At 63.0% G+C, this 20,224-nt stretch carries 17 protein-coding genes, 1 pseudogene and 1 riboswitch; of the genes and pseudogenes, 7 read left to right on the forward strand and 11 right to left on the reverse strand.

Annotation, left to right across the window (positions count from 1 at the left end):
• The 4 genes and pseudogenes from VAE54_RS04960 to VAE54_RS04975 form a co-directional block, all read left to right on the forward strand.
• Positions 1-308: pseudogene (locus VAE54_RS04960) on the forward strand (NAD-dependent dehydratase); the annotation flags it as partial.
• A complete protein-coding gene (locus VAE54_RS04965; protein WP_322800831.1) occupies positions 293-3,817 on the forward strand; it encodes a tetratricopeptide repeat protein in 3,525 nt (1,174 codons plus the stop codon). The pseudogene VAE54_RS04960 and the gene VAE54_RS04965, both read left to right, overlap by 16 nt.
• Before the next feature lie 532 nt (positions 3,818-4,349).
• Positions 4,350-6,092, forward strand: coding sequence for an ATP-dependent DNA ligase (locus tag VAE54_RS04970; protein WP_322800832.1), 1,743 nt, complete (start codon positions 4,350-4,352; stop codon positions 6,090-6,092).
• Between the two features lie 11 nt (positions 6,093-6,103).
• Positions 6,104-7,432, forward strand: coding sequence for an amidohydrolase (locus tag VAE54_RS04975; protein WP_322800833.1), 1,329 nt, complete (start codon positions 6,104-6,106; stop codon positions 7,430-7,432).
• A gap of 53 nt (positions 7,433-7,485) precedes the next feature.
• Here the strand turns inward: VAE54_RS04975 and VAE54_RS04980 are convergent, their stop codons facing one another.
• The 4 genes from VAE54_RS04980 to VAE54_RS04995 form a co-directional block, all read right to left on the reverse strand.
• Positions 7,486-8,586: a DUF5666 domain-containing protein gene (locus VAE54_RS04980; RefSeq protein ID WP_322800834.1), complete on the reverse strand. Its 1,101-nt coding sequence runs from the start codon at positions 8,584-8,586 to the stop codon at positions 7,486-7,488.
• Positions 8,573-9,151 carry a sigma-70 family RNA polymerase sigma factor gene (locus tag VAE54_RS04985; protein WP_322800835.1) on the reverse strand — a complete coding sequence of 193 codons (579 nt, stop codon included), beginning with the start codon at positions 9,149-9,151 and terminating at the stop codon, positions 8,573-8,575. Before VAE54_RS04985 ends, VAE54_RS04980 begins: the two co-directional genes overlap by 14 nt.
• Before the next feature lie 158 nt (positions 9,152-9,309).
• The gene (locus tag VAE54_RS04990; RefSeq protein ID WP_322800836.1) at positions 9,310-9,639 is read right to left on the reverse strand and encodes a DUF5666 domain-containing protein; all 330 of its coding nucleotides are present in this window, start codon (positions 9,637-9,639) and stop codon (positions 9,310-9,312) included.
• 7 nt (positions 9,640-9,646) lie between these two features.
• A complete protein-coding gene (locus tag VAE54_RS04995; protein ID WP_322800837.1) occupies positions 9,647-10,180 on the reverse strand; it encodes a DUF5666 domain-containing protein in 534 nt (177 codons plus the stop codon).
• Between the two features lie 196 nt (positions 10,181-10,376).
• Here VAE54_RS04995 and VAE54_RS05000 point away from each other — a divergent pair, with 196 nt between their 5' ends.
• From VAE54_RS05000 to thiD, 3 genes are all read left to right on the forward strand, one after another.
• The gene (locus VAE54_RS05000; protein ID WP_322800838.1) at positions 10,377-10,586 is read left to right on the forward strand and encodes a DUF433 domain-containing protein; all 210 of its coding nucleotides are present in this window, start codon (positions 10,377-10,379) and stop codon (positions 10,584-10,586) included.
• A gap of 38 nt (positions 10,587-10,624) precedes the next feature.
• A riboswitch (TPP riboswitch) is annotated at positions 10,625-10,755 on the forward strand.
• Between the two features lie 55 nt (positions 10,756-10,810).
• A complete protein-coding gene (gene thiE, locus VAE54_RS05005; protein ID WP_322800839.1) occupies positions 10,811-11,470 on the forward strand; it encodes a thiamine phosphate synthase in 660 nt (219 codons plus the stop codon).
• A 69-nt stretch (positions 11,471-11,539) separates the two neighbouring features.
• Complete coding sequence (gene thiD, locus VAE54_RS05010; protein ID WP_322800840.1) at positions 11,540-12,364, forward strand: bifunctional hydroxymethylpyrimidine kinase/phosphomethylpyrimidine kinase; 825 nt, start codon at positions 11,540-11,542, stop codon at positions 12,362-12,364.
• Positions 12,365-12,488: 124 nt separating this feature from the next.
• On the opposite strand, the gene VAE54_RS05015 is transcribed toward thiD, so the two are convergent.
• The 7 genes from VAE54_RS05015 to VAE54_RS05045 form a co-directional block, all read right to left on the reverse strand.
• Positions 12,489-13,733, reverse strand: a complete 1,245-nt coding sequence (locus VAE54_RS05015) for an MgtC/SapB family protein (RefSeq protein WP_322800841.1) — start codon at positions 13,731-13,733, stop codon at positions 12,489-12,491.
• A gap of 74 nt (positions 13,734-13,807) precedes the next feature.
• A complete protein-coding gene (locus VAE54_RS05020; protein WP_322800842.1) occupies positions 13,808-14,587 on the reverse strand; it encodes an SDR family NAD(P)-dependent oxidoreductase in 780 nt (259 codons plus the stop codon).
• Positions 14,588-14,730: 143 nt separating this feature from the next.
• Positions 14,731-16,233 (reverse strand): FGGY-family carbohydrate kinase, encoded by a 1,503-nt coding sequence (locus VAE54_RS05025; protein ID WP_322800843.1) that lies wholly within the window; start codon positions 16,231-16,233, stop codon positions 14,731-14,733.
• A gap of 14 nt (positions 16,234-16,247) precedes the next feature.
• A complete protein-coding gene (locus VAE54_RS05030) occupies positions 16,248-17,087 on the reverse strand; it encodes a carbohydrate ABC transporter permease (protein WP_416223773.1) in 840 nt (279 codons plus the stop codon).
• Positions 17,088-17,119: 32 nt separating this feature from the next.
• Positions 17,120-17,989, reverse strand: coding sequence for a sugar ABC transporter permease (locus tag VAE54_RS05035; RefSeq protein WP_322800845.1), 870 nt, complete (start codon positions 17,987-17,989; stop codon positions 17,120-17,122).
• 65 nt (positions 17,990-18,054) lie between these two features.
• Positions 18,055-19,353, reverse strand: a complete 1,299-nt coding sequence (locus VAE54_RS05040) for a sugar ABC transporter substrate-binding protein (RefSeq protein WP_322800846.1) — start codon at positions 19,351-19,353, stop codon at positions 18,055-18,057.
• 32 nt (positions 19,354-19,385) lie between these two features.
• Positions 19,386-20,224, reverse strand: an 839-nt coding sequence (locus VAE54_RS05045) for an ABC transporter permease (RefSeq protein WP_322800847.1), incomplete at its 5' end; no start/stop codon positions are given.

The raw sequence follows: 20,224 nt of genomic DNA on the forward strand, positions 1-20,224 counted from the left end.
ATGCGGTGGAGGGAACGTTGCGGGCCGGATGGTTGCCCGCGGCCTTCGGCCATGTTTTCAACATCGGGCATCCCGAGGAGATCTCCATCCTCGCCCTGGCGGAGAAGATCCGGTCGATCTCGGGCTGCCGGGCGCCGATCCGCTTTCTCCCCTTCTCCGAGGTCTATGGGCCGGATTTTGAGGAGGTTCCCCATCGGGTTCCGGATGTCTCGAAGGCTCGTGCCTTGCTGGGTTTTGAGGCCCGTGTTACCCTGGACGATGGTCTCCAGCGAACCTGGGAGTGGTGGCGGACATGCCGACGCGTTTGAGTGGGTGGTGTGATCGGATCCTGGAGGCAGGGTGGCTGATGGCGGTGGTCATCGCCCCCCTGTTTTTCAATATCTACACCAGTCGGGTCTTTGAGCCGGATAAGCTGACTCTGGTCCGCTCCCTGGCCCTGCTGATGGCGGCGGCCTGGCTGGTGAAGCTGGTGGAAGCCTGGGGGCGGCGGGTTCCCCTGGCGCAGGCCGTGGGGTTCTCCGGGCATACCCCGCTGGTGATGCCGGCGCTGGCCTCGGCAGGAGTTTATCTCCTGGCCACCCTGTTCTCCATCACGCCTTATACCAGCTTCTTCGGTTCCTATCAGCGATTGCAGGGAACGTATAGCTGGCTGGCTTATCTGGTGATCTTCTTCAGCATATTGTCCGGTTTGCGAACCCGGGCGCAGTTCGAGCGGCTGGCAACCGCGATGGTCCTGACCAGCCTCCCGGTGGCGATCTATGGGCTGATCCAGCGCTATCGGCTGGATCCCCTGCCGTGGGGTGGGGATGTCACCAGCCGGGTGGCCTCTCATATGGGCAATGCGATCTTTGTGGCGGCCTATCTGATCATGGCCTTCATGCTGACTCTGGGGCGTCTGGCGGAAGCCTTTCATTCGATTTTGACGACAGAGCCGCCGCGCAACAGCGATGTGGTCCGTGGGGCGGTTTACGTCTTCATTGCGGCGGTCCAGCTCGCTACCATCTATTTCAGTTTCAGCCGAGGGCCATGGCTGGGGCTGATGGGGGGGCTGTTCCTGTTCGGGTTGCTCTGGCTGGTGATCCGCCGCCAGCGAGTGGGTCTGTTTGCGGTGCTGGGGCTTTCATCAGCCGTTTTGATTTTTTTGGTTCTGCTGAATATCCCGGGCGGGCCGCTGGAATTTCTCCGGCAGTCTCCGTATATCGGACGGCTGGGGCATATCTTTGAGACGGAAACCGGAACCGGGAAGGTTCGAGTCCTGATCTGGCAGGGTGCGCTCCGGCTGGTGCTCCCTCACGAGCCGATCCAGTTCCCGGATGGTCGCCCCGATCCTTTCCATCTGATCCGGCCGTTCGTCGGCTATGGGCCGGAGTCGATGTATGTGGCTTACAACCGATTTTATCCTCCCGAGCTGGCCCACTATGAGGCGCGCAATGCGTCTCCGGATCGTTCTCATAATGAGACGTTCGATGCCTTGGTGAATACGGGCTTGCTGGGATTCCTGGTTTATCAGTGGCTGTTCTTTGCTCTTTTCGCCTACGGGTTGCGCAGTCTGAATCTGATCCATGGGCCGCGGGATCGGAATCTGTTGCTGGGTTTGTGGGTGGGTGGGGCGCTTGTCGTCGGGCTGGCCTTCGCCCTCCGATTCGGTCCGCACTTTCTGGGCGTGGCGGTTCCGGCCGGGACGGTTCTGGGACTCCTGATCTATCTGGTTTTTGCGACCCTGCGGGCTTCTGGTGAGTCGTCAATTGAGCATCCTCATCGCTTTCTTCTGATCGCTCTCCTTGGGGGAATCCTCGCTCATTATATTGAGATCAACTTCGGGATTGCGATTGCCTCGACCCGGACGTGGTTCTGGGCCTTTGCGGCGATGCTGGTCGTGCTGGGGGAGGGATGGCTCTCTGAGCCGATCCTGGAACGTGCGGGGATGGCTCCAGCAGGTCCGTCATCGCGCAGGGGGAAAGGTCGGGGTCGTCGGGAAATTCGTGAGGCTCCCGTGCAGGCTCGCCCGTGGTGGCCCTGGGTGGCAGCTTCGGGTCTGCTGATGGCGCTGATGCTCTCCTTGCTCTCTTATGAGTTTGTGACCAATCAGGGGCAACGCCTGGATATGTGGTCCCTGATTGCGACCAGTTTGACCCGATTGCCACTGCAGGGGAACCGGTTTTCGCCCTTCATCTTGTTGATGTTGGGCTTGGTGGGAGGTCTGGGGGCTGCGCTGGTTCTGGCGGAGGGGGTTCGGCGGGATTGGATTCCCGAGCGTATGGTTTTCCCGGCTCTGGGCCTGTATGCGGCGGTTGCAGGGGGCGGGTGGTTGATTTATACGCTGGCCCATGCGGGAATTCTGGCGGGGCTGATCGCTCGTGTGCCTCAAACGGTGGAGGATGTGCTGCGGCTGGCAGATGGCGTGGCGGGGTTGTTGGATTTTCTGGTTCTTTTCCTTTTCGTTTTGCTGGCGTTGCTGGTGGTTCTGATCTCCTGGGAAGGGCCGACAGTTGGGGATGAGGCGGGGCTGGGTCTGTTTGTGGCGCCGCCGGCTTTTCTGGCGGCCGCTCTGCTCATCTGGAATGTGCATCTGGATCCGATCCGGGCGGACACAGTTTACAAGCAGGGGGATCCATGGGATAAGCAAGGACAGTGGGAGGTGGCCATTTTGCTGTATCGGCGGGCGATTGAGTATGCGCCCCGGGAGGACTTCTATTACCTCTGGCTGGGTCGGGCCCTGCTGGAGAAGGCGGCCCGGGCGCCGGATTCCAGCCCGCGGCGGCTGCCGGATGGGGTCTCGTTTGAAGTGGCTTTCCGCCATCTGACCCTGGAGCGTCTGGTGGTCCTTCCCCGAGGGGATCTGCTGGAGATCACCCGGGCTGTGCTGGAGCAGGCGCGATTGCTGAACCCATTGAATACCGATCATACAGCGAATCTGGCCCGGATGCACCGGCGCTGGGCGGATCTGTTGCTGGATCCCCGTTATTGTCGGACGCGCATCGATCTCGCGGCGATGTCCCCTGAGTTTGTGCGCCATGTGGAGCTGGCGGGTCACTACTACGAGGAGGCTGTCCGTCTGAGTCCTAATAACGCGGGGCTGTGGAATGAGTGGGCCAGTGTGGATCTTTATCAGCGCAATGATCTGGAATCGGCGGAACGTAAATTGCAGCGTTCCCTGGAGCTGGATGATCGGTTCGATCAGACATATCAGCTCTATGGGGATCTCCTGATGGTGCATTCGGAGAAGGTGACAGATCCGGCCGCGAAGCGAGCGGCTCTGGAGCGGGCGGAGGTTTTCTATCGCCGTCTGGTGGAGCTTCAACCGGAGCATGGTGTGGGATGGGCGGCTTTGGCTTACCTGCAGGATCAGCTGGGGCGATCGGGGGAGGCTCGGGTCTCGCGGGCGCGCCTTCAGGCGCTGATCGGCTCGCGGTCGGAGGCTTGGCAATCTGTGGGCGATTTCTTTCTGAGCCACGCGGATTGTGCGCTGGATCGGGCCCAGGCGCTGGCATTGTATCGGGAGGCGGCGGAGGCATATGGCCAGGCGCTGGCGGCGAATCCGGGGGCGTTGACGGCCGCTTTGCGCCGGGGCTACGCGCTGCGAGGTGTGGGGAATCTAGAGGAGGCCGTGGCGACGTTCCGTCGGGCGATTCAGGTGGCAGGCGAGAGTCCAGAGGTCTGGCTGTTTTATCGGGAGCTGGCGGTTACGCTGGCGATGATGGGGCAGAAGTCGGAGGCAGAGACAGCAGCCGCGCAGGCCTGGCGTCGGGCGCCGCCGGGTGAGCAGCCGGGGCTTCAGACGCTTTTCGCCCAGCTGGGTCTCTCAGTTCGTCCATAGACGGTTGTGGGTCGAGAGTATCTCAGGGGAAATGTCTATGCGAAAACGTGCCGGTGCCACCCCCTGACGGAGAGGCCGCCCACCCCTTTCCTGATGAAGAACCTCCATCGGAAATCCCTCCCCACCACCACTTTATGTCTATGCGAAGCGATGGCGGTGGGGTCATGGCGGGCGAGTTGGGAGTGCGCTTCGGAGGGTGGCTGAGCGGGATCCCTCCCCGCAGGTCAGCAGGCGCTGGGCGATGAACGGCCCGAAAACCCAAAGGCCCCTGTCACGGCTACGCGGCCGCATCGCCGGACATTCCCCATCTCTCTACGCCCCGCCAGGCAAGAGTAAGGAAGAAGGATCCACGGCATAGCGGAATTCCTATACAATAATATTGGGGTTTACGAAGGTAAATTCGAATTCTGGAAGGACGGAATGGTCCCTCCCCAGGATGCGCTGAGGCCATGGCCGTCACCCCGGCTCTCAAAGGCCAGCGCCTTCCATATCGCGCGGACCTGGAACCGATCTTCTCTTAGAGGAGCGATCCATGCGGTTCGCCCAGCTGGTGGATTACTTCGAGCGGCTCGAAGCGACCACGAAGCGCCTAGAGATGTTCGATATCCTCAGCGAACTGTTCCAGGCATGTGAGCGGGAGGAGATCGACAAGGTCGTTTACTTCTGCCAGGAACAGCTGCTCCCGCCTTTCCGCGGGATCGAGATCGGCATGGCCGAGAAATTGATCCTCCGGGCGATCGCCCGCGCCACGGGAGCCAGCGAGGCGGAAGTCGCCCGGCTGAACAAAGAGCGCGGCGATCCCGGCCTGGTGGTGGAAGAATTGCTTCAACAACGGAAAACCCACCCGGCCGGGATGAGCGTGCAGGAAGTCTATGAGGCTCTCCTGCGGATCGCCGAAACGACCGGCGAGGGAAGCGTCGAACGCAAGATCCAGATGCTCGCTGATCTTTTCCGGCGATCCTCTCCAAAGGAAGCCCGCTACATCGCCCGCTTCGTCCTGGGGCGCCTGCGGCTCGGGGTCGGAGATCCCACCATCCTGGACGCTCTTTCCAAAGCCGTCGCCGGCGATCGAAGCCTGCGGCCGGACCTGGAGCGCGCATATAACCTGTGCTCGGATCTGGGGCTGGTGGCCCGGACCCTCTTCGAGCAGGGCATCGAAGGGATCCGCGCGTTCCGCATTCGGGTGGGGAACCCCATCCGACCGGCCCTGGCGGAGCGCCTCCCCAGCGCCCAGGAAATCGTGGAGAAGCTGGGCCGATGCGCCGTCGAGGTCAAGCTGGACGGCTTCCGCTGCCAGATCCATAAGGCTGGCGACCAGGTGGAGATTTTCTCCCGCAATCTGGAGCGCACCACCCCCATGTTCCCAGAGCTCATCGAAGCGGTCCGCCAGCAGATCGACGCCCGGGAGGCCATCCTGGAAGGGGAAGCCGTGGCGGTCAATGAGGAGACCGGTGAGATCTACCCTTTCCAGGTCACCGTCCAGCGGAAGCGCAAGCATGGCGTCGAGGAGATGATGCGGGAATACCCCCTGGTCCTCTTCGCCTTCGATCTCCTCTATGCCGATGGCCAGGATTACACCCCCCAGCCTTACGCCACCCGCTTTGAGGTGCTATCCCGCCTGATCCGGCCGGATGGCCGCATCCGCCTCGTCGATCGGATCATCACCGATGACCCCCGCGTGATCCAGCAGTTCTTCGATGAGGCGATCGAGCGCGGCATGGAGGGTATCGTGGCCAAACGCCTGGACGCCCCCTATCAGGCCGGCGCGCGCGGTTTCCACTGGATCAAGCTGAAGCGCTCCTACAAGGGCGAGCTGAGCGACACCATCGATGTTGTCATCGTGGGCTATTTCCGGGGCCGCGGCATGCGGGCGAAGTTCGGCATCGGGGCACTCCTGGGCGCCGTCTATGATCCCGACTCGGATACCTTTAAGACGGTGGCCAAGATCGGCAGCGGCCTGACCGAGGAAGAATGGGTGCGGATCCGGGAGCTGCTGGATCAGATCCGAACGGAACATCGGCCCGCCCGGGTGGAATCGGTTCTCGAGCCCGACGTGTGGGTGGAACCCCGATATGTAGTGACCGTCCTGGCCGATGAGATCACCCGCTCGCCGGTTCATACATGCGGGAAGACCAATGAGGAACCCGGCTATGCCCTTCGCTTCCCCCGGGTCGTGGGATGGATCCGCGAGGATAAGGGGCCGGAAGACGCCACCACCGTAAAAGAGATCCTCTCGATGTTCCAGATGCAGAAACGGGTGCAGCTCGCCGGATAAGGAGAACCCGGATGCGCTACGATCTCCTGATCCGACAGGTCACCGTAGTGGATCCCGGCCCGGAAGGGGTTGCGGTGCGGGCCGGGCAGGACATCCTGATCCAGGGCTCCCGGATCGCCGCGATTCAGCCCACCGGTCAGGTCGACCCCGCTTCCGCAGCCCGGGTCATTCCAGGAGAGGGCATGGTCGCCATGCCTGGCCTGATCAACACCCACGCCCACGCCGCCATGGTCCTCTTCCGTGGATCGGCGGAGGATGTGCCCATCGAGGAATGGTTTAACGATTACATCTGGGCGATGGAGACGAACCTGACCCCGGAGGACATCTACTGGGGAGCCCTGCTGGCAGCGGTGGAGATGATCGAGAGCGGGATCACGACGGTAGCGGACCACTATTTCGAGATGGATCAGGTGGCCGAGGCCTTCGTTGCTGCCGGGCTGCGTGCACACCTCGCCTGGGCGATGTTCGGACAGAACCCCCGGGAAGAGCTGGATCGAACGGCGACCTTTGCGGCCCGCTGGCACGGCGCAGCGGCGGACCGCATTCGCGTCTGGATGGGGCCTCACGCTCCCTACACCTGCCCCTATGACTTCCTCCAGGAGGTCGCCCGCGAGGCGAGGCGGCTGGGATTGGGCGTCCACATCCACGCTTCGGAAACCGCAGAACAGGTGCAATCCAGCCTCCAGCGGTACGGCGTCACGCCGGTCCGACTGCTGGAGCGTGCCGGCCTGATGGAGGGCCGGCTGCTCTGCGCCCACGCAGCCCATGCGACCCCGGAGGACATCTCGTTGATGGCCGCCCATCGGGTCGGTGTGGCCCACTGTCCCAAGACCTTCCTGAAACTGGCCGCGGGGATCGCGCCGGTGACGGCCATGCGCCAGGCTGGGATCCCGGTGGGCCTGGGGACGGATGGGGCGGCGAGCAACAACACCCTGGATCTCTGGGAACAGATGCGGCTGGCCGCCCTGCTCCAGAAGCACGAGCGTCGGGATGCGCGGGCGTTGCCCCTGCATGAAGCGCTAACGATGGCGACGTGGGAGGGGGCGCGGGCGCTGGGAGAGGAAGAGCGCCTGGGACGCATGGCTTCTGGCTACCTGGCCGATCTCATCCTGGTCCGGCTGGATGGGGCGCACGTGCAGCCGGTGCACCGGGTGGAAGCGGCACTGGTCTATGCGGTCCGGGCCAGCGATGTCGACACCGTGATCGTGAACGGGCAGGTGCTGATGGAAGGACGCCGGCTGCTTACGCTGGATAAAGCGGAGATCCTGCGTCAGGTCCAGGCGCGAGCGGATCGGCTGGCCCAGCGGGCACATGGACGGCGATTACAAACGTATCGTTAGCCCATTGCCTGGACCGTAGGCCGACCTCACCCGCGGAGGGATCTTCATCGGGTTCAATCCTCCCGCTTAATCCGCACGGCGATCAGGGTGCCATCCGATTGACGTCGTGCCCGGACCTCCACACGATCGCCCACGTGAGGATCCTCCCGGATCTCTGTATCCCCAGTCACCTGCACAGCGCGTCCATCGATGATCCAGGTGGATCCGGAGATCGCCTGGAGCACTCCCTTCCACTCGATAGTTTCCCCTTCTTCCCCTGGAGTCCGGGTTGGCTCAGGTGTCTGGGTTGGCTCGGGCGTCTTGGTTAGAGCGGGCGTGGGAGCCACCGTCGCCGGCGGCAAGGGCGGGGCGGTCGGAACTGGCGTTGCCGTCGGCAAAGGTGTGGGCGTCGGCCGGGGGATCCGCGTTGGAACCGGTGTAGAGGTGGCCTCCATCCAGGCCTCCGCAGGCGTCCCGGTCGGCTCGGGCGTCGGCGTGGGAGTCTCGGAGATCCTCTGGATGCGCATGGCGATCAGCTGTCCTTCCGGCCCCAGGAAGGCCGTCACCTTCACCCTCTGATCCACAGTTACAGGCCCCAGCATTTCTGTTTCAGGGAAGATCTCCACCGGCACACCTCCGATACGCCAGGTGGTCCCTTCGATGGCTTCGATCCGACCCTCCCAGGTCACCGTTCCAATGCCCCGCTGTTGAGTGAGCATCCGGTATTCCTCCCAGCGGCGAGCCGCCAGCGTCTCCTCCACCAGACGCCGCTCTACCGGATCCAGGGTCAGGGCGAGCCAGACCTGCTCTTCCATACGCTTGATCCCATAGAGGGGATCTCCCGGCAGGCTGCCCTGGGCCATGGCATGGAGGACGCCAATGATGAGGAGTGCGACCGCGATCGCAGCCCCCGCTGGCGCATATCGTCCCCATCCGAACAGAACCGCGGCCCATGGGCGGCGGGAGGACCGCAGGGCTTCCGCGCGCTGGAGGAAAGCAGTCCGGGAGGCCAGCTCCGCCCGCAAGGACGGCGCGGGGGGACGCACGGCCTCGATCATCCGGGCGATGCGCAAAACCGGGGCCACTTCCGGATATCGAGCCGTTACTTCCTCCAGCGTGGCCCCTTCCCGCAGCCTCTCCAACGCTTCTTCCAGAACGTCCTCACGCTTCGCCATAGTCATTTCGGAGATCCTTTAATCGTTTCGCGAGGGCCGTCAGGGCCCGATGCTGAAGCAATTTCACAGCTCCCACGCTTTTCCCCAGCTCCTGGGCGATCCGGGCCAGCGGGAGATCCATCCAGAAACGCATCAGGATCACCGCCCGCTGGTCCGGGGTCAGATGCTTCAGGGCCTCCCGGACTTGTTCCCGCACCACCACATCCTTCCCTTCTTCCGCAGCCCTTGAGCGGCCCCAATCCTCCTCCAGCGGGACCTGGGGATGCCGGTAATGGGCGCGGTGATGTTCGGCCACCAGATGATCCGCGGTCCGGAACAGCCAGGCCGCCAGATGGCGATCCGGCCCCCGTCCCCGATGGAAGGCTTCGAGGAGGCGCAGGAAGACCTCCGCGGTCACGTCCTCTGCAACCGCCTGCTCCCCTACCCGGCCGAGCACGTAGAAATACAGCATCTGGTAATACCGCTCGTGCAGCTCGGACAGGGCCTCCGGGTCCAGGGACCGTGCACGGGCCAGCAGGGCCTGTTCGTCTATCACCGTTCCAGATCGCTCAAGGAAAGTTTCCACCGTCGATAGATCCCATCGTATCCGCTCGGGCGGGAAGATGCCACTCCCACAGGCCCTCATTGTGGGCACCGCCTCGTTCAAGCCTCACGGGAAAGGGGGTTGGGCAGGATATCCTGGCGGCCCGCCCAACCCCATGCCTCCCTGATTCTCCCGAATTATCAGTCGGAATCATCCTTTTCGGGACGATCCTTGTGGTGATCCTCATCCTTCTTCCCACCATCATCCTTCTTCTCATCATCCCCTTTCTTCCCATCATTGTCACCTTTCTTGCCTTCCTCTCGCGTTCCAGAATCCTTCCCGGACCGATCTTCAAGTTGAATTCGAAGGGCACGGATGGAGCCATCGCTCTGAAGAACCCCCTTCACCTCAACCCAGGCGCCGAGGGTGATAGGGTCATCGATCCGGGTATTCCCATCGACCCGGACCGTCCGACCAGCGATGCGATAGCCATCGGGAAGGATCTCCTCCACGGCACCTTTGAACTCCACCTCCTCCTTAGTCTTCAACATGGATCCGGAACGCCAGGATCGTTCCGTCCGGTTGCAGAACGCCCTTCACCTCCACAAAAGTCCCCACGGCGATCGGACCCTCAACACGCGTGGTCGCGGTCACCATCACCGTCCGCCCCCCAATCCGATAACCGTTGGGCAAAACCTCCTCCACCACCCCCTTGAACTCCATTTGAAGGATAGGAGTGGGCAGGGGAGAGACCATTGTCCCTCCCGCCGTTCCGGCCACCGATCCGCCCGAGGATTGAACCCGGATCATCGTGGCATTCCAAGCCCCATCTGCTGGGGCCCCTTCCACCTCCACTCGGGCTCCTACCTGAAGGTCCCCCAGGATCTGCGTCTGGCCGGTCCAGCGAACCAGCCGGCCGGAGACCTGAAGGCCATCCGGGAGGATCGCCTCCACTGTTCCCTCCCAGCGCGTTGCGGTTCCTTCCCTGGATGCCGGAGGGGTCGTGCAGGCCGTTAGCATCAACCCGATCCACGCCAGCAGGAAGATTCCGAAACCGATGCCCTTTTTCATGGGACCACCCCCGTCTTTAGGATGCTGAACCCGGGTTCGCTCATCATGTCATGTCGGAGATCACCCGGAAAAGGTTACGGGGGTGGGATTCGAGATTTTCTATGGGGAAGGCCAGGGCCACGTCTCAGCCATCGGTTCGGCACGGGGAAGGGTAGGGTTGTATAGTAGAAAAGTCCACCAGGAGAGGATTCGGAAGATGGCGCGCGTTGACTGGCGAGAGCGAGTGGTCATCAATCCCGAGATCCACCATGGAGAACCATGTATCCGTGGCACGCGGATTCCGGTGAAGGTGATTGTGAGCAGCCTGGCGGAAGGGATGTCCTTTGAAGACATCCTTCGGGAGTATCCCCCGTTGAGCGCGGAGGATCTCTGGGCCGCCCTGGCCTATAGCCAGCGTCGAATTTGACAGGCCCCTTTTTTCACATTACAGTAACCGCGGAATTTCGGGGCGACGTGGGGAGTCCGCGGGGAAGCGGGCTGAGAGGGCGCCCTGCCGGCCGGAGGCCGGCCCTGGTGCCGACCCATGGAACCTGATCCGGGTCATGCCGGCGGAGGGACGGTCGCCACCCGTTTGCCCCTCGCGTCTCTCCATCTCTCCCCACGAAGATCGCCTCTGAAGGAGCTCATGGGATGGCGCTGGACCTGCGCGTTTACCTCGTTCTGGACCCGGCGCTCACCTCCGGGCGATCGCCGCTGGAGATCGCGGAATCGGCCCTTAAGGGGGGGATCACCGCCATGCAGTTGCGCTGGAAATCCGGGCCGTTGCGGGAGATGCTCCGGCTGGGGGAAGCCCTGCGGGCGCTCTGCCGGCGATATGGTGTTCCTTTCCTCATCAACGATCGCGTCGACGTCGCCATGGCGATCCATGCGGACGGGGTCCACCTGGGCCAGGAGGATCTCCCTCCTGAGGTGGCGCGGCGCCTTCTGGGCCCTCAGGCCCTCATCGGGGTCTCCGCCCGCACCCCGGCGCAGGCTCAAGCGGCGGAGGCCGCCGGCGCCGATTATCTGGGATCGGGCTCCATCTTCCCCACAGCTTCCAAGGCCAACCCGATTCTCATCGGACTGGAGGGGCTGGCCGCCGTCGTCCGCTCCACGCGGCTTCCGGTGGTAGCCATCGGCGGAGTGACTCCGGAGAACGCCGCCGTGTGCATCCGTATGGGAGCCGCCGGGGTCGCGGTGATCTCCGCCATCACCCAGGCGCCCGATCCGGAGGCCGCCGCGCGCGCCCTGCGACGGGCGGTGGATGCAGCGCTGGCCGAGCGGGAGAAGCGCTCCCCCTCCGGCGCTTAACGGATGGAGGCGGGATCAGGGCCTCCAGCCCTCGCGGAGTTCTGCAATCCTCAGACCAGGAGGATGGCGATGACCACTTTGCCTCGTGCCCTAACGATCGCCGGATCGGATTCGGGCGGGGGGGCGGGCATCCAGGCGGATCTGAAGACCTTTGGCGCGCTGGGCGTTTACGGCATGAGCGTGCTCACGGCCCTCACCGCCCAGAACACCCGGGGAGTCCAGGCGGTTTTCGAACTCCCCCCTGAGTTCGTGGCGGCCCAGATCGACTCGGTGCTGGGCGACATCGGCGCCGACGCGGTGAAAACGGGGATGCTGGCGAATGCCGCCATCATCGAGGTGGTCGCCGGGAAAATGCGGGAATACCGCGTGGAGCGTCTGGTCGTCGATCCGGTCATGCGGGCCAAGAGTGGGGATCCCCTCCTTCGCCCGGAGGCCCAGGACGCACTGATCCGTCACCTCTTCCCCCTGGCGATGGTGGTCACCCCGAACCTCCACGAGGCGCGGGCGCTGGTGGGGCGGGAGCTGCGGAGCCGGGCGGATATGCGAGAGGCAGCACGGATCATCCACGAGATGGGGCCGCGCTGGGTGGTGGTGAAAGGCGGCCACCTGGAAGGGGATGATCACAGCGTGGACATTGTGTTCGATGGCCGGGATTTCTATGAGCTGGACGCCCCACGGGTGGACACGGTGAACACCCATGGGACGGGGTGCACGTTCGCCTCGGCCATCGCGGCGGGGCTGGCCAGGGGTCTCCCACCCCTGGAGGCCATCCGTCAGGCGAAAGACTATCTGACCGCGATCCTCCAGGCCTCCCGGGCCTTTAAACTCGGCCGGGGCGCGTATGGGCCGATGGATCACTTCGCTTTGCTGAAAGCCCGGGCTTATCCCGGATAGAAGGCGAGCAGGACATCCGCCGCCGGGCGCCCATTTCGGAAGATGGGATGGCCCCTTCCCCTTCTGGGGCCGTGGGGAACCCCTTCAATGCCCTGCGGCCCCAGCCGCCCCTGATCGTTCGGTTTCACCGCCACCCTTCGACGGCCAGGCCGAGGATCCCCACCAGGACGGTGAGGACGGAAGCCCATCCCAGGCGGCGCAACCAGGGGCCCCGCAACCCGCCCAGCCGGGCCATCGGCACGTGGAAGAGCAAGCTGGCCATGGAGGCCAGCACCACACCAAGCCCTGCCGCCTCCATCGAAATCTGCCCCTGCGCCGCCAGGGTCGCCGCCGCCGCCGCTGTCGAGGCGCTGCTCACCAGCCCGCCCAGGAACGTCGCCACCATAAATCCTCCTGGTCCCAGGAAGCGATCCGCCAGCACCACGGCCGCCCGGATCACCAGATAAAACGTCCCGAAGAGCAGGCTATGGCGCAGCGAGAAGGGGAAAGCCAAGCGGATCGCCGGCGCAGCCGAAGATGCGTTCTGCCGGAGGATCCGAAGGACCATCAGCCCGGTGAGGCCGGCCATCAGCCCCACCGCCAGCCAGCCGTGGAGCAGCGCGGCCGGCGCGAAGATCCCCAGGATCAGGCCGTTGCGGGCCATCATGGCGATGTTAGCCAGCAGCATCCCCTCCAGGGCCAGATCCATGGCTTTCTCCTCCTGTCCCCGACATCGCCGGGCCAGCTCCGAAACCGTCGCCGTGCTGTTCACCAGCCCGCCGAGGATCCCGGTGAAATGGATCCCCCGGGCGCCGTAAAGCCGCAGCAGCGCATAGTTCACCAGGCCGATCGCCGAGAGGATCACCACCACCAGCCACGCCGCCCGGAGGTTGACCAGGCCCATGGGATCCACGGTGGGGGACAGGCCCTCCGGCAGGAGGGGATAGATCACCAGCGTCAGCACCCCGAACAGCACAATGGAGCGCAGCTCCTCCAGGGAAAGCCCCACGGTAAAGCGGACCAGCTCCGCCTTCCAGGCCAGGAGCATCGTCACCAGCACGGCGGTAGCCGCCGCCACCAGGAAATACCCCTGCGCAACCACAATGCCCAGGAGCAGCGTCACCAGCAGGGCCACCGAAGTCGTCATCTCCAGGGAGCGGTCCACCAGCATGCTGCGGATATTGAGGATGCTCACCAGGGCGATCGCCGCAGCCAGGACCAGGAAGGCGGCGACGGGGTGGATCAGCCAGGCCAGGCACCCCGCCAGCGCCGCCAGGGCGAAGGTGCGCAACCCCACATCCTTATGCGCCCACTCCCGCTCCAGCCCGATCAGCAACCCGATCCCCAGCGAGATCCCGATCGGTTCAATGTATCCCCGAAGATCGCCCATCGTCGTATCTCGAACGAGGTGGGACAACCACAAGCAGTTGTCCTCCTGCACCGAAGGGGACGCGAGACAAAACGCTATGTGAGATGGGCCCCGCCCGTCACATCCAGAACCGCGCCGGTGATGAAATCGGCCTCAGGCAGACACAACAACAGCACGGCGTTGGCCACATCCTGAGGTTCCTCAATTCGCCCCAGCGGGGTTTTGCTCACATACTCCGCGCGCACGGCCTCTGGATCCATCCCCCGCAGCTGCCCCTCCCACACGATCTCGCGCTCCTGCATCGATGTGCGGACAAATCCGGGGCAGATCAGATTGACTTTGATATTATACTTGCCCACTTCCACCGCCAAACTCAGGCCGAAGCCGATCACCGCCCACTTGGAGGCCGCATAGTGCGCCAGCAGAGGGACAGCCCGATGGCCGGCCATGGACGCCGTGATGATGATGCGACCGCCGCCCTGGCGGATCATATGGGGAATAGCGGCCTGGCAGGTAAAGAACACTCCTTTCGTGTTCACGTTGAAGTTATAATCCCATTCCTCCTCCGTGAGGTCCTTCACCCAGTTCATCGTGGAAACCCCAGCGTTCGGGCAGACTATATCCAGGCGTCCCCATTTAGCGACCACGGCATCCATCACCGCGACGTTGTCAGCCTTCCTGGTGACATCGAGACGCCAGGATTCCGCGACCCCATCGGATTGACGGATCTCCTCCGCAACCTGACGGGCCCCTTCCTCGTTAATATCCGTTACGGCCACATAAGCCCCTTCTCGAGCCAGGGTTCGGGCGATAGCCGCTCCGATCCCGGTCCCCGCGCCGGTTACCATCGCAACCTGTCCATCCAGGCGTCCCATGGATGAGCCTCCTTGGAGAAAGGAGCTGGAACTTACACCCTCAGACTAAGATAGAGAAGGCAAGACAGCCCCTCCTTGGGCCCCTTGGGCCTCAAGGAGGAAGGTTCCCTAAAGGTAATCAGGCGTGTGACCCCTGTTGAGTTTCACCCCCCAGACAGTCGACCCACGCGAGGGAAAAGCGGTTTTAGGGCTTCGTAAAGGTCCCGATAAAGGCGGTAAGCCTCCTGATACCGCCGGTGGGCTTCGGGATTCGGTTCATTCCAGTAAGCCGGACCCGCAAAGGCCTCGATCTCCGCCCAATCCTGGAACAGGCCAGCGCCCATCCCGGCCACGAAAGCCACTCCCAGGGCCGAGCCGGGATGCCCGGGGTGGGCCTCCACCGGAAGCCCCAGAACATCTGCGGCGATCTGACGCCACAGCTCGCTGCGCACCCCGCCGTCGGTAGCCAGCACCCGTCGGATGGGATAGCCGCGCTCCTGTAGGATCTCCAGATGATGCTGGAATCCATAGATCACCGCCTCCAGGATGGCGCGGAACATATGACCCCGACTGTGGCTCAGGGTAAGCCCAAAGAAGATCCCCCGGGCTTCCGGATCGAAGAGCGGGGTCTTCTCCCCAAGGAAATAAGGCAGGACGATCAGTCCATCGGAAGCGGGCGGGACGGCTGCGGCTTCCTCATCCAGTCGGCGATAGGTTGCGGACCCACCTTCTTCCCTCAGCACCTGGGTGACGAACCACTTCACCAGAGAGCCGGAAGCCGCCATGCATCCATTCAGAAGGTAACGCTCAGGGATATCGTGATAATCGATGTAAAGCCGGGGATGAGGCTCCAGGCGATCCATGCAATACAGGATATCTCCTGCGGCGCCGAACTTGATTAACAGATCCCCATGCTCCCGGAGGCCAGCGGCCAGCGCGGAGGCAACGTGGTCCGCGCTCCCAGCCGCCACCAGCGTTCCCGGCGCCAGACCTGTCGCCTCCGCCGCCTCCCGCGTGACCTCACCGATGATCTCTGTGGGAAAGCGCACAGGTGGGAAAAGTTCCTCCTGAAGATGGCTGGCCTGCAAGAACATCTCATCCCACGTCCGTCGATAGATGTCGAACAGGCCGCTTTCCACCGCCCAGTTGATCTCCAGCGACCACGCCCCGCTTAGCCGGTAAGCAATATAGTCATAGGAACCCAAGACAAGACGAGTGCGACGCCAGATCTCCGGCTCATGTCGCTGGATCCACATCAGGCGGGGTCCCACATGCTGCTGATTGGTGTAGCCACCGGTCCGGGCGAAAAGCTGCTCCTGATCCAGGTTCCGACGAAGCCACTCGATCTCCTCGATGGCTCGTGCATCGTTCTGGAGGATAGCAGGACGCAGGGGGTTCCCCCTCTCGTCCAGCAGGACGAGGGCAGGCACCATCCCGCTGCATCCGACCACGGCCACCTCTCGCGGATCCCGATTCACAAGAAGTTGCCGGCAGACCGAAACCACTCCCCGCCACCAGTCCGCCGGATCCTCCTCAGACCATCCCGGATAGGAGGAACGGAGATCATGGGGAGCATAGGCCTCCGCCACCAGCCTCCCGCCCGGCTCGATCAGAACGCCCTTCACCCCACTGGTTCCCACATCGATTCCCAATGCGAAGCGGGCCATCGTGGACCTCCTGATCATCCTTTCAGGGCACCTCCCCCAAGGCCTCGCACCAGATAGCGTTGCACGAAGAAGGAGGCGATCATCACTGGGATCACCGCTGAGATGATCGCCACCGACATCTTCCCCATATCCACTCCCCGGAAGGTCCAGTAGCCGGCGATCGCCACCGGCAACGTCTTGGAATGCCCGCCTGCCAGCATCAGAGCGTAAAACATCTCATTCCAGGACATGATGAAAGCGAACAGCCCTGCAGCCGCCATGCCCGGACGAGCGGCCGGCAGGACAACCTGAACGAAGGCTTGCCACCGCGTGCACCCATCCACCATCGCCTGCTCCTCCAAGTCCCGCGGCACATCCTCAAAGAACCCGATCAGAAACCACGTCACGAGAGGGGCAATGAAGGTGAGGTGGGCAATAGCCACCGCCCAGACCGTATCCAGAAGCCCGACATAGTAAGCCATCAGGAAGAAGGGGATGATAAAAAGAGCCGGCGGCATCATCTGGGCGGCCAGGATCACAAAGCGCAGCCCTGTTCCGCCGGTCCGGAAGCGAGAGAAGGCGTACGCGGCCGGGGCCCCCACGATCAGAGAAACGATCACAGTGAGGCCCCCTACGATCACGCTGTTCAGGAAATGGCGGGCGAAGGAGGAGTTCAACCAGACCTCAGACCAGTTCACGCTGGTTGGTTCGAACCCGAAGAGAGAAGGACGGCTCAGCTCCACCGGCGGCTTCAGGGAGGCCAAGAAAATCCACAGGAAAGGGAAAAGGACGGCAACCGCGGCGATCGATAGCATACCGAATCGAAGAAGGATCGGCCATCGCCGACTCCAGCGCAGGATCCTCCAGGCCGGCATAGCCTTTATGGCGACGCTGCGAGCCAGCCCTGTCATGTCATCGCCTCCTGACGCCGCAGGATGCGGAAGAGAAGCACCACGAGGGCAAAGATCACCCAGGCGAGTGTAACGGCCATCGCCGCCGCCTCGCCCAATCGGAAGTAAAGAAAGCCAACCCGGTAAATATGGAACAGAATCGTTTCGGTGCGCTCTCCTGGCCCTCCCCTCGTGATAGCGTATACATACTCAAACACACGGAACGCATCCAGCATCCGGATCAGAATCGCTGCCAGTATCACTGGGCGGATCAGCGGAAGGACCAAATAACGAATCATTTGAAGCTCTGACGCGCCGTCCACTCGAGCGGCCTCAAAGGGCTCTATTGGCAGGGCTTCCATCCCTGCCAGAAGCAGCAGCACCATCAGCGGCGTCCACTGCCATACATCAATCAGGATCAGGGAAAAGAGCGCCAAGCTGGGGCCAAACCAGTCGATCTCCACCCCTATGGTTCGTAACCAGACCGGGATGATCCCGAGCTGATTGTTCAGTAGAAACCGGAACATCAGGCCGACAGCGATAGGGGTGACAAACATCGGTGTCAGCAGAATCGCGCGGAAGAGATTCTGAGCAGGCACCGGCCGCCAAAGCAGATAAGCCAGGAGGAAACCCAAAAGAAGTTCCAGCCCCACCGCCCCGAATACGAAAACCAGAGTGTTCTGCATAGCGGTCCAGTAGGAGGAATTCCCCAGCAGCCCCCGATATTGCTCCATCCCAACCCAGCGGACCTCATTCAGGGCGGTGAGTCGGTAATCGTGCGCCGAGATATAGACAGCGAAGGCCATCGGATAGCCCTGGACGGCCACCAGCAATAGGATCAGAGGCAGAACCATCCGGCGACCCAATCGTCGATCCTGACGCCCCATGCGGCCTCCTGAAGCGAAGAGAGGCCGGGGAAGGCGGCCCCGATGGCCTCCCCCGGCACCTCAGCTCACTGGCCCAGGATGCGGCGAACCTGGGCGGCAGCATCCTTTAACGCCTGCTCCGCGGTTTTCTCCCCAGCCACTGCCGCATTCAGCTCGGTGCCCACCACCTGAATGATCTCCTCTGCCTTCGGACCGCGGGCCAGCGGCTCCGCGTCCTCCAGGATCTTCAGCACCGTCTCGTAATAGCTCTGCCCAAAGCCCTTCTGCCAGACCTCGGGGTCCTTCATCGCGCTCACTCGAACCGGCGCGCCGCCCAGAATCACCCGTTGCTTCTCCACGCGCTTGGAGGTGATCCAAGAGATGAAACGCCAGGAAGCATCCTTGTTCGGCGCATTCCGGGGGATAGCCCAGTGCCAGGCCCCGAGCACCGCCTTGCCACCGGGGACCTCATAGAGGGCGAACTTGCCAGCCAGGGCGCCCGCCGGACCCTGTGGGTTGTTCAGGGTGGGTAGCATCCAGTTGTAACTCATCATCATGGCCGCCTCGCCGGACGCCATGCTCCGCAGGGCCTCATCGAAACCCCAGTTCAGGGAATTCGGCGGGGCTGCCGTCTTATACATCTCGATATAGAGCTCCAGGGCCCGCACCGCCTCCGGCCGATCGATGATCACATTGCCACGCTCATCCAGCAGATCGCCGCCCGCCGCATATAGCCAGTTCTTCCATTCCTCGAAGACCTTATAGCCGCGCTGAGGCTGCATCGCCACCCCATATATCTTCCCGCCGCTTTGCTCCTTGAAGAACTGAGCGATGCGGACATAATCCTCCAGGGTGGTGGGCGGGGCCAGCAACTTGCCGTACTTCTTTTGGTAGGCATCCCGATAAGCAGAATCGTTAAAGAGATCCTGGCGCACGATCAGACCTACAGCATAGTTATAGAAGGGGAGACCGTAGACCTTACCGCCCACTACCCCGATCTCCCGCACCGGACGCACGAAGTCCTCGAAATCGTAATCTGGGATTGCTTTGATCCGCTCGTCCAGGGGCTCCAGGAAATTCCCGGCCACGAACTCATCCATCCACGGGTTGTCCACGATGATCACATCGTAAGTCGCCTTGGGGGCCATAAACGAGGCCAGGATCTTATCGCGCATGGCATCGTAGGGCATCGCGTCGATGACCACGTGGATGCCGGGGTTCTCCCGCTCGAAATCGGGGAGGAGCTTGCGGACCACGTCCGTGTCGGGGACCTGCTCCATGATGATCGTCAGCGTGATGGGGCCCGGGGCGGCAGGCCGGCAGCCCACGAGCCACGCACTGAACAGGGCCACGACGATCAACAGATCCATCGCCCGCCGAAGCATCTCTCACCTCCTTTGAATTGGGCAGAAGGAGCTCACGAAGCACGCAGGCGCCGCATGCGGGCGCCCAGATAGGTCATCAATGCAAAGGAGAGAAACGAGACGTAGATCAGAAAAGCGGTGATCGCCGAGGCGATCCGCATGTCGTTTCGGATCTGCTGGAAGAGGCGCAAAGGAAGGGTCTGAGCGGTGAACCCGGCGACCATCGAGGTGACCTCGAACTCCCCCATGCTGATAGCGAACACCAGCAAGGCTCCGGAGAGGATACCGGGCATCACGTTCGGGATCAGCACATAACGCATCCGTTGCCAGAAGGTGGCCCCCAGGCTGGCCGCCGCCTCGCTGAGGGTGCGCTCGTCGATGGTCTGAAAGGAGGCCAGGACAATGCGGAACATGAACGGGAAGCCCAGGATCGCATGGGCGATGATGACCATCCAGATCGTCCCGGTCAGCGCCAGGGGAGGACGGGTGAATGCCTGGAGGAGGGCAGTGCCGACCACCAGGGGCGGGAACAGCAAGGGAAGGATCACCGCTCCTTCCCGCAACCGCCGCCCCCAGCCCGGCCCCGCCCGGTTCAGCGCGTATGCCGCCGGCACTGCGATCATCCCATTGAGCAGGACCGCCCCCAAGGCCACCGTTAGTGAGACCAGCAGGGCCTCATAGTTAGCTGGACGGGTCAGGATCGCCTCATACCAGCGCAACGTGAATCCCTGAGGCAGGATGTCCTGCCAGAAGACGCTGAAGGAGAAGATGATCGGCATTAACAGGGGCACCACAATATAGAGCACGAGAACAACAAACAGGACCCTGCGGATCATATCCTCCTCCGGGCCAGACGGCGAGCGCCCCAGCTCAGCAGGGCCAGCCCGGTGGC

Origin of the sequence: Thermoflexus sp. (assembly GCF_034432235.1) — a bacterium.
GTDB lineage: Bacteria > Chloroflexota > Anaerolineae > Thermoflexales > Thermoflexaceae > Thermoflexus.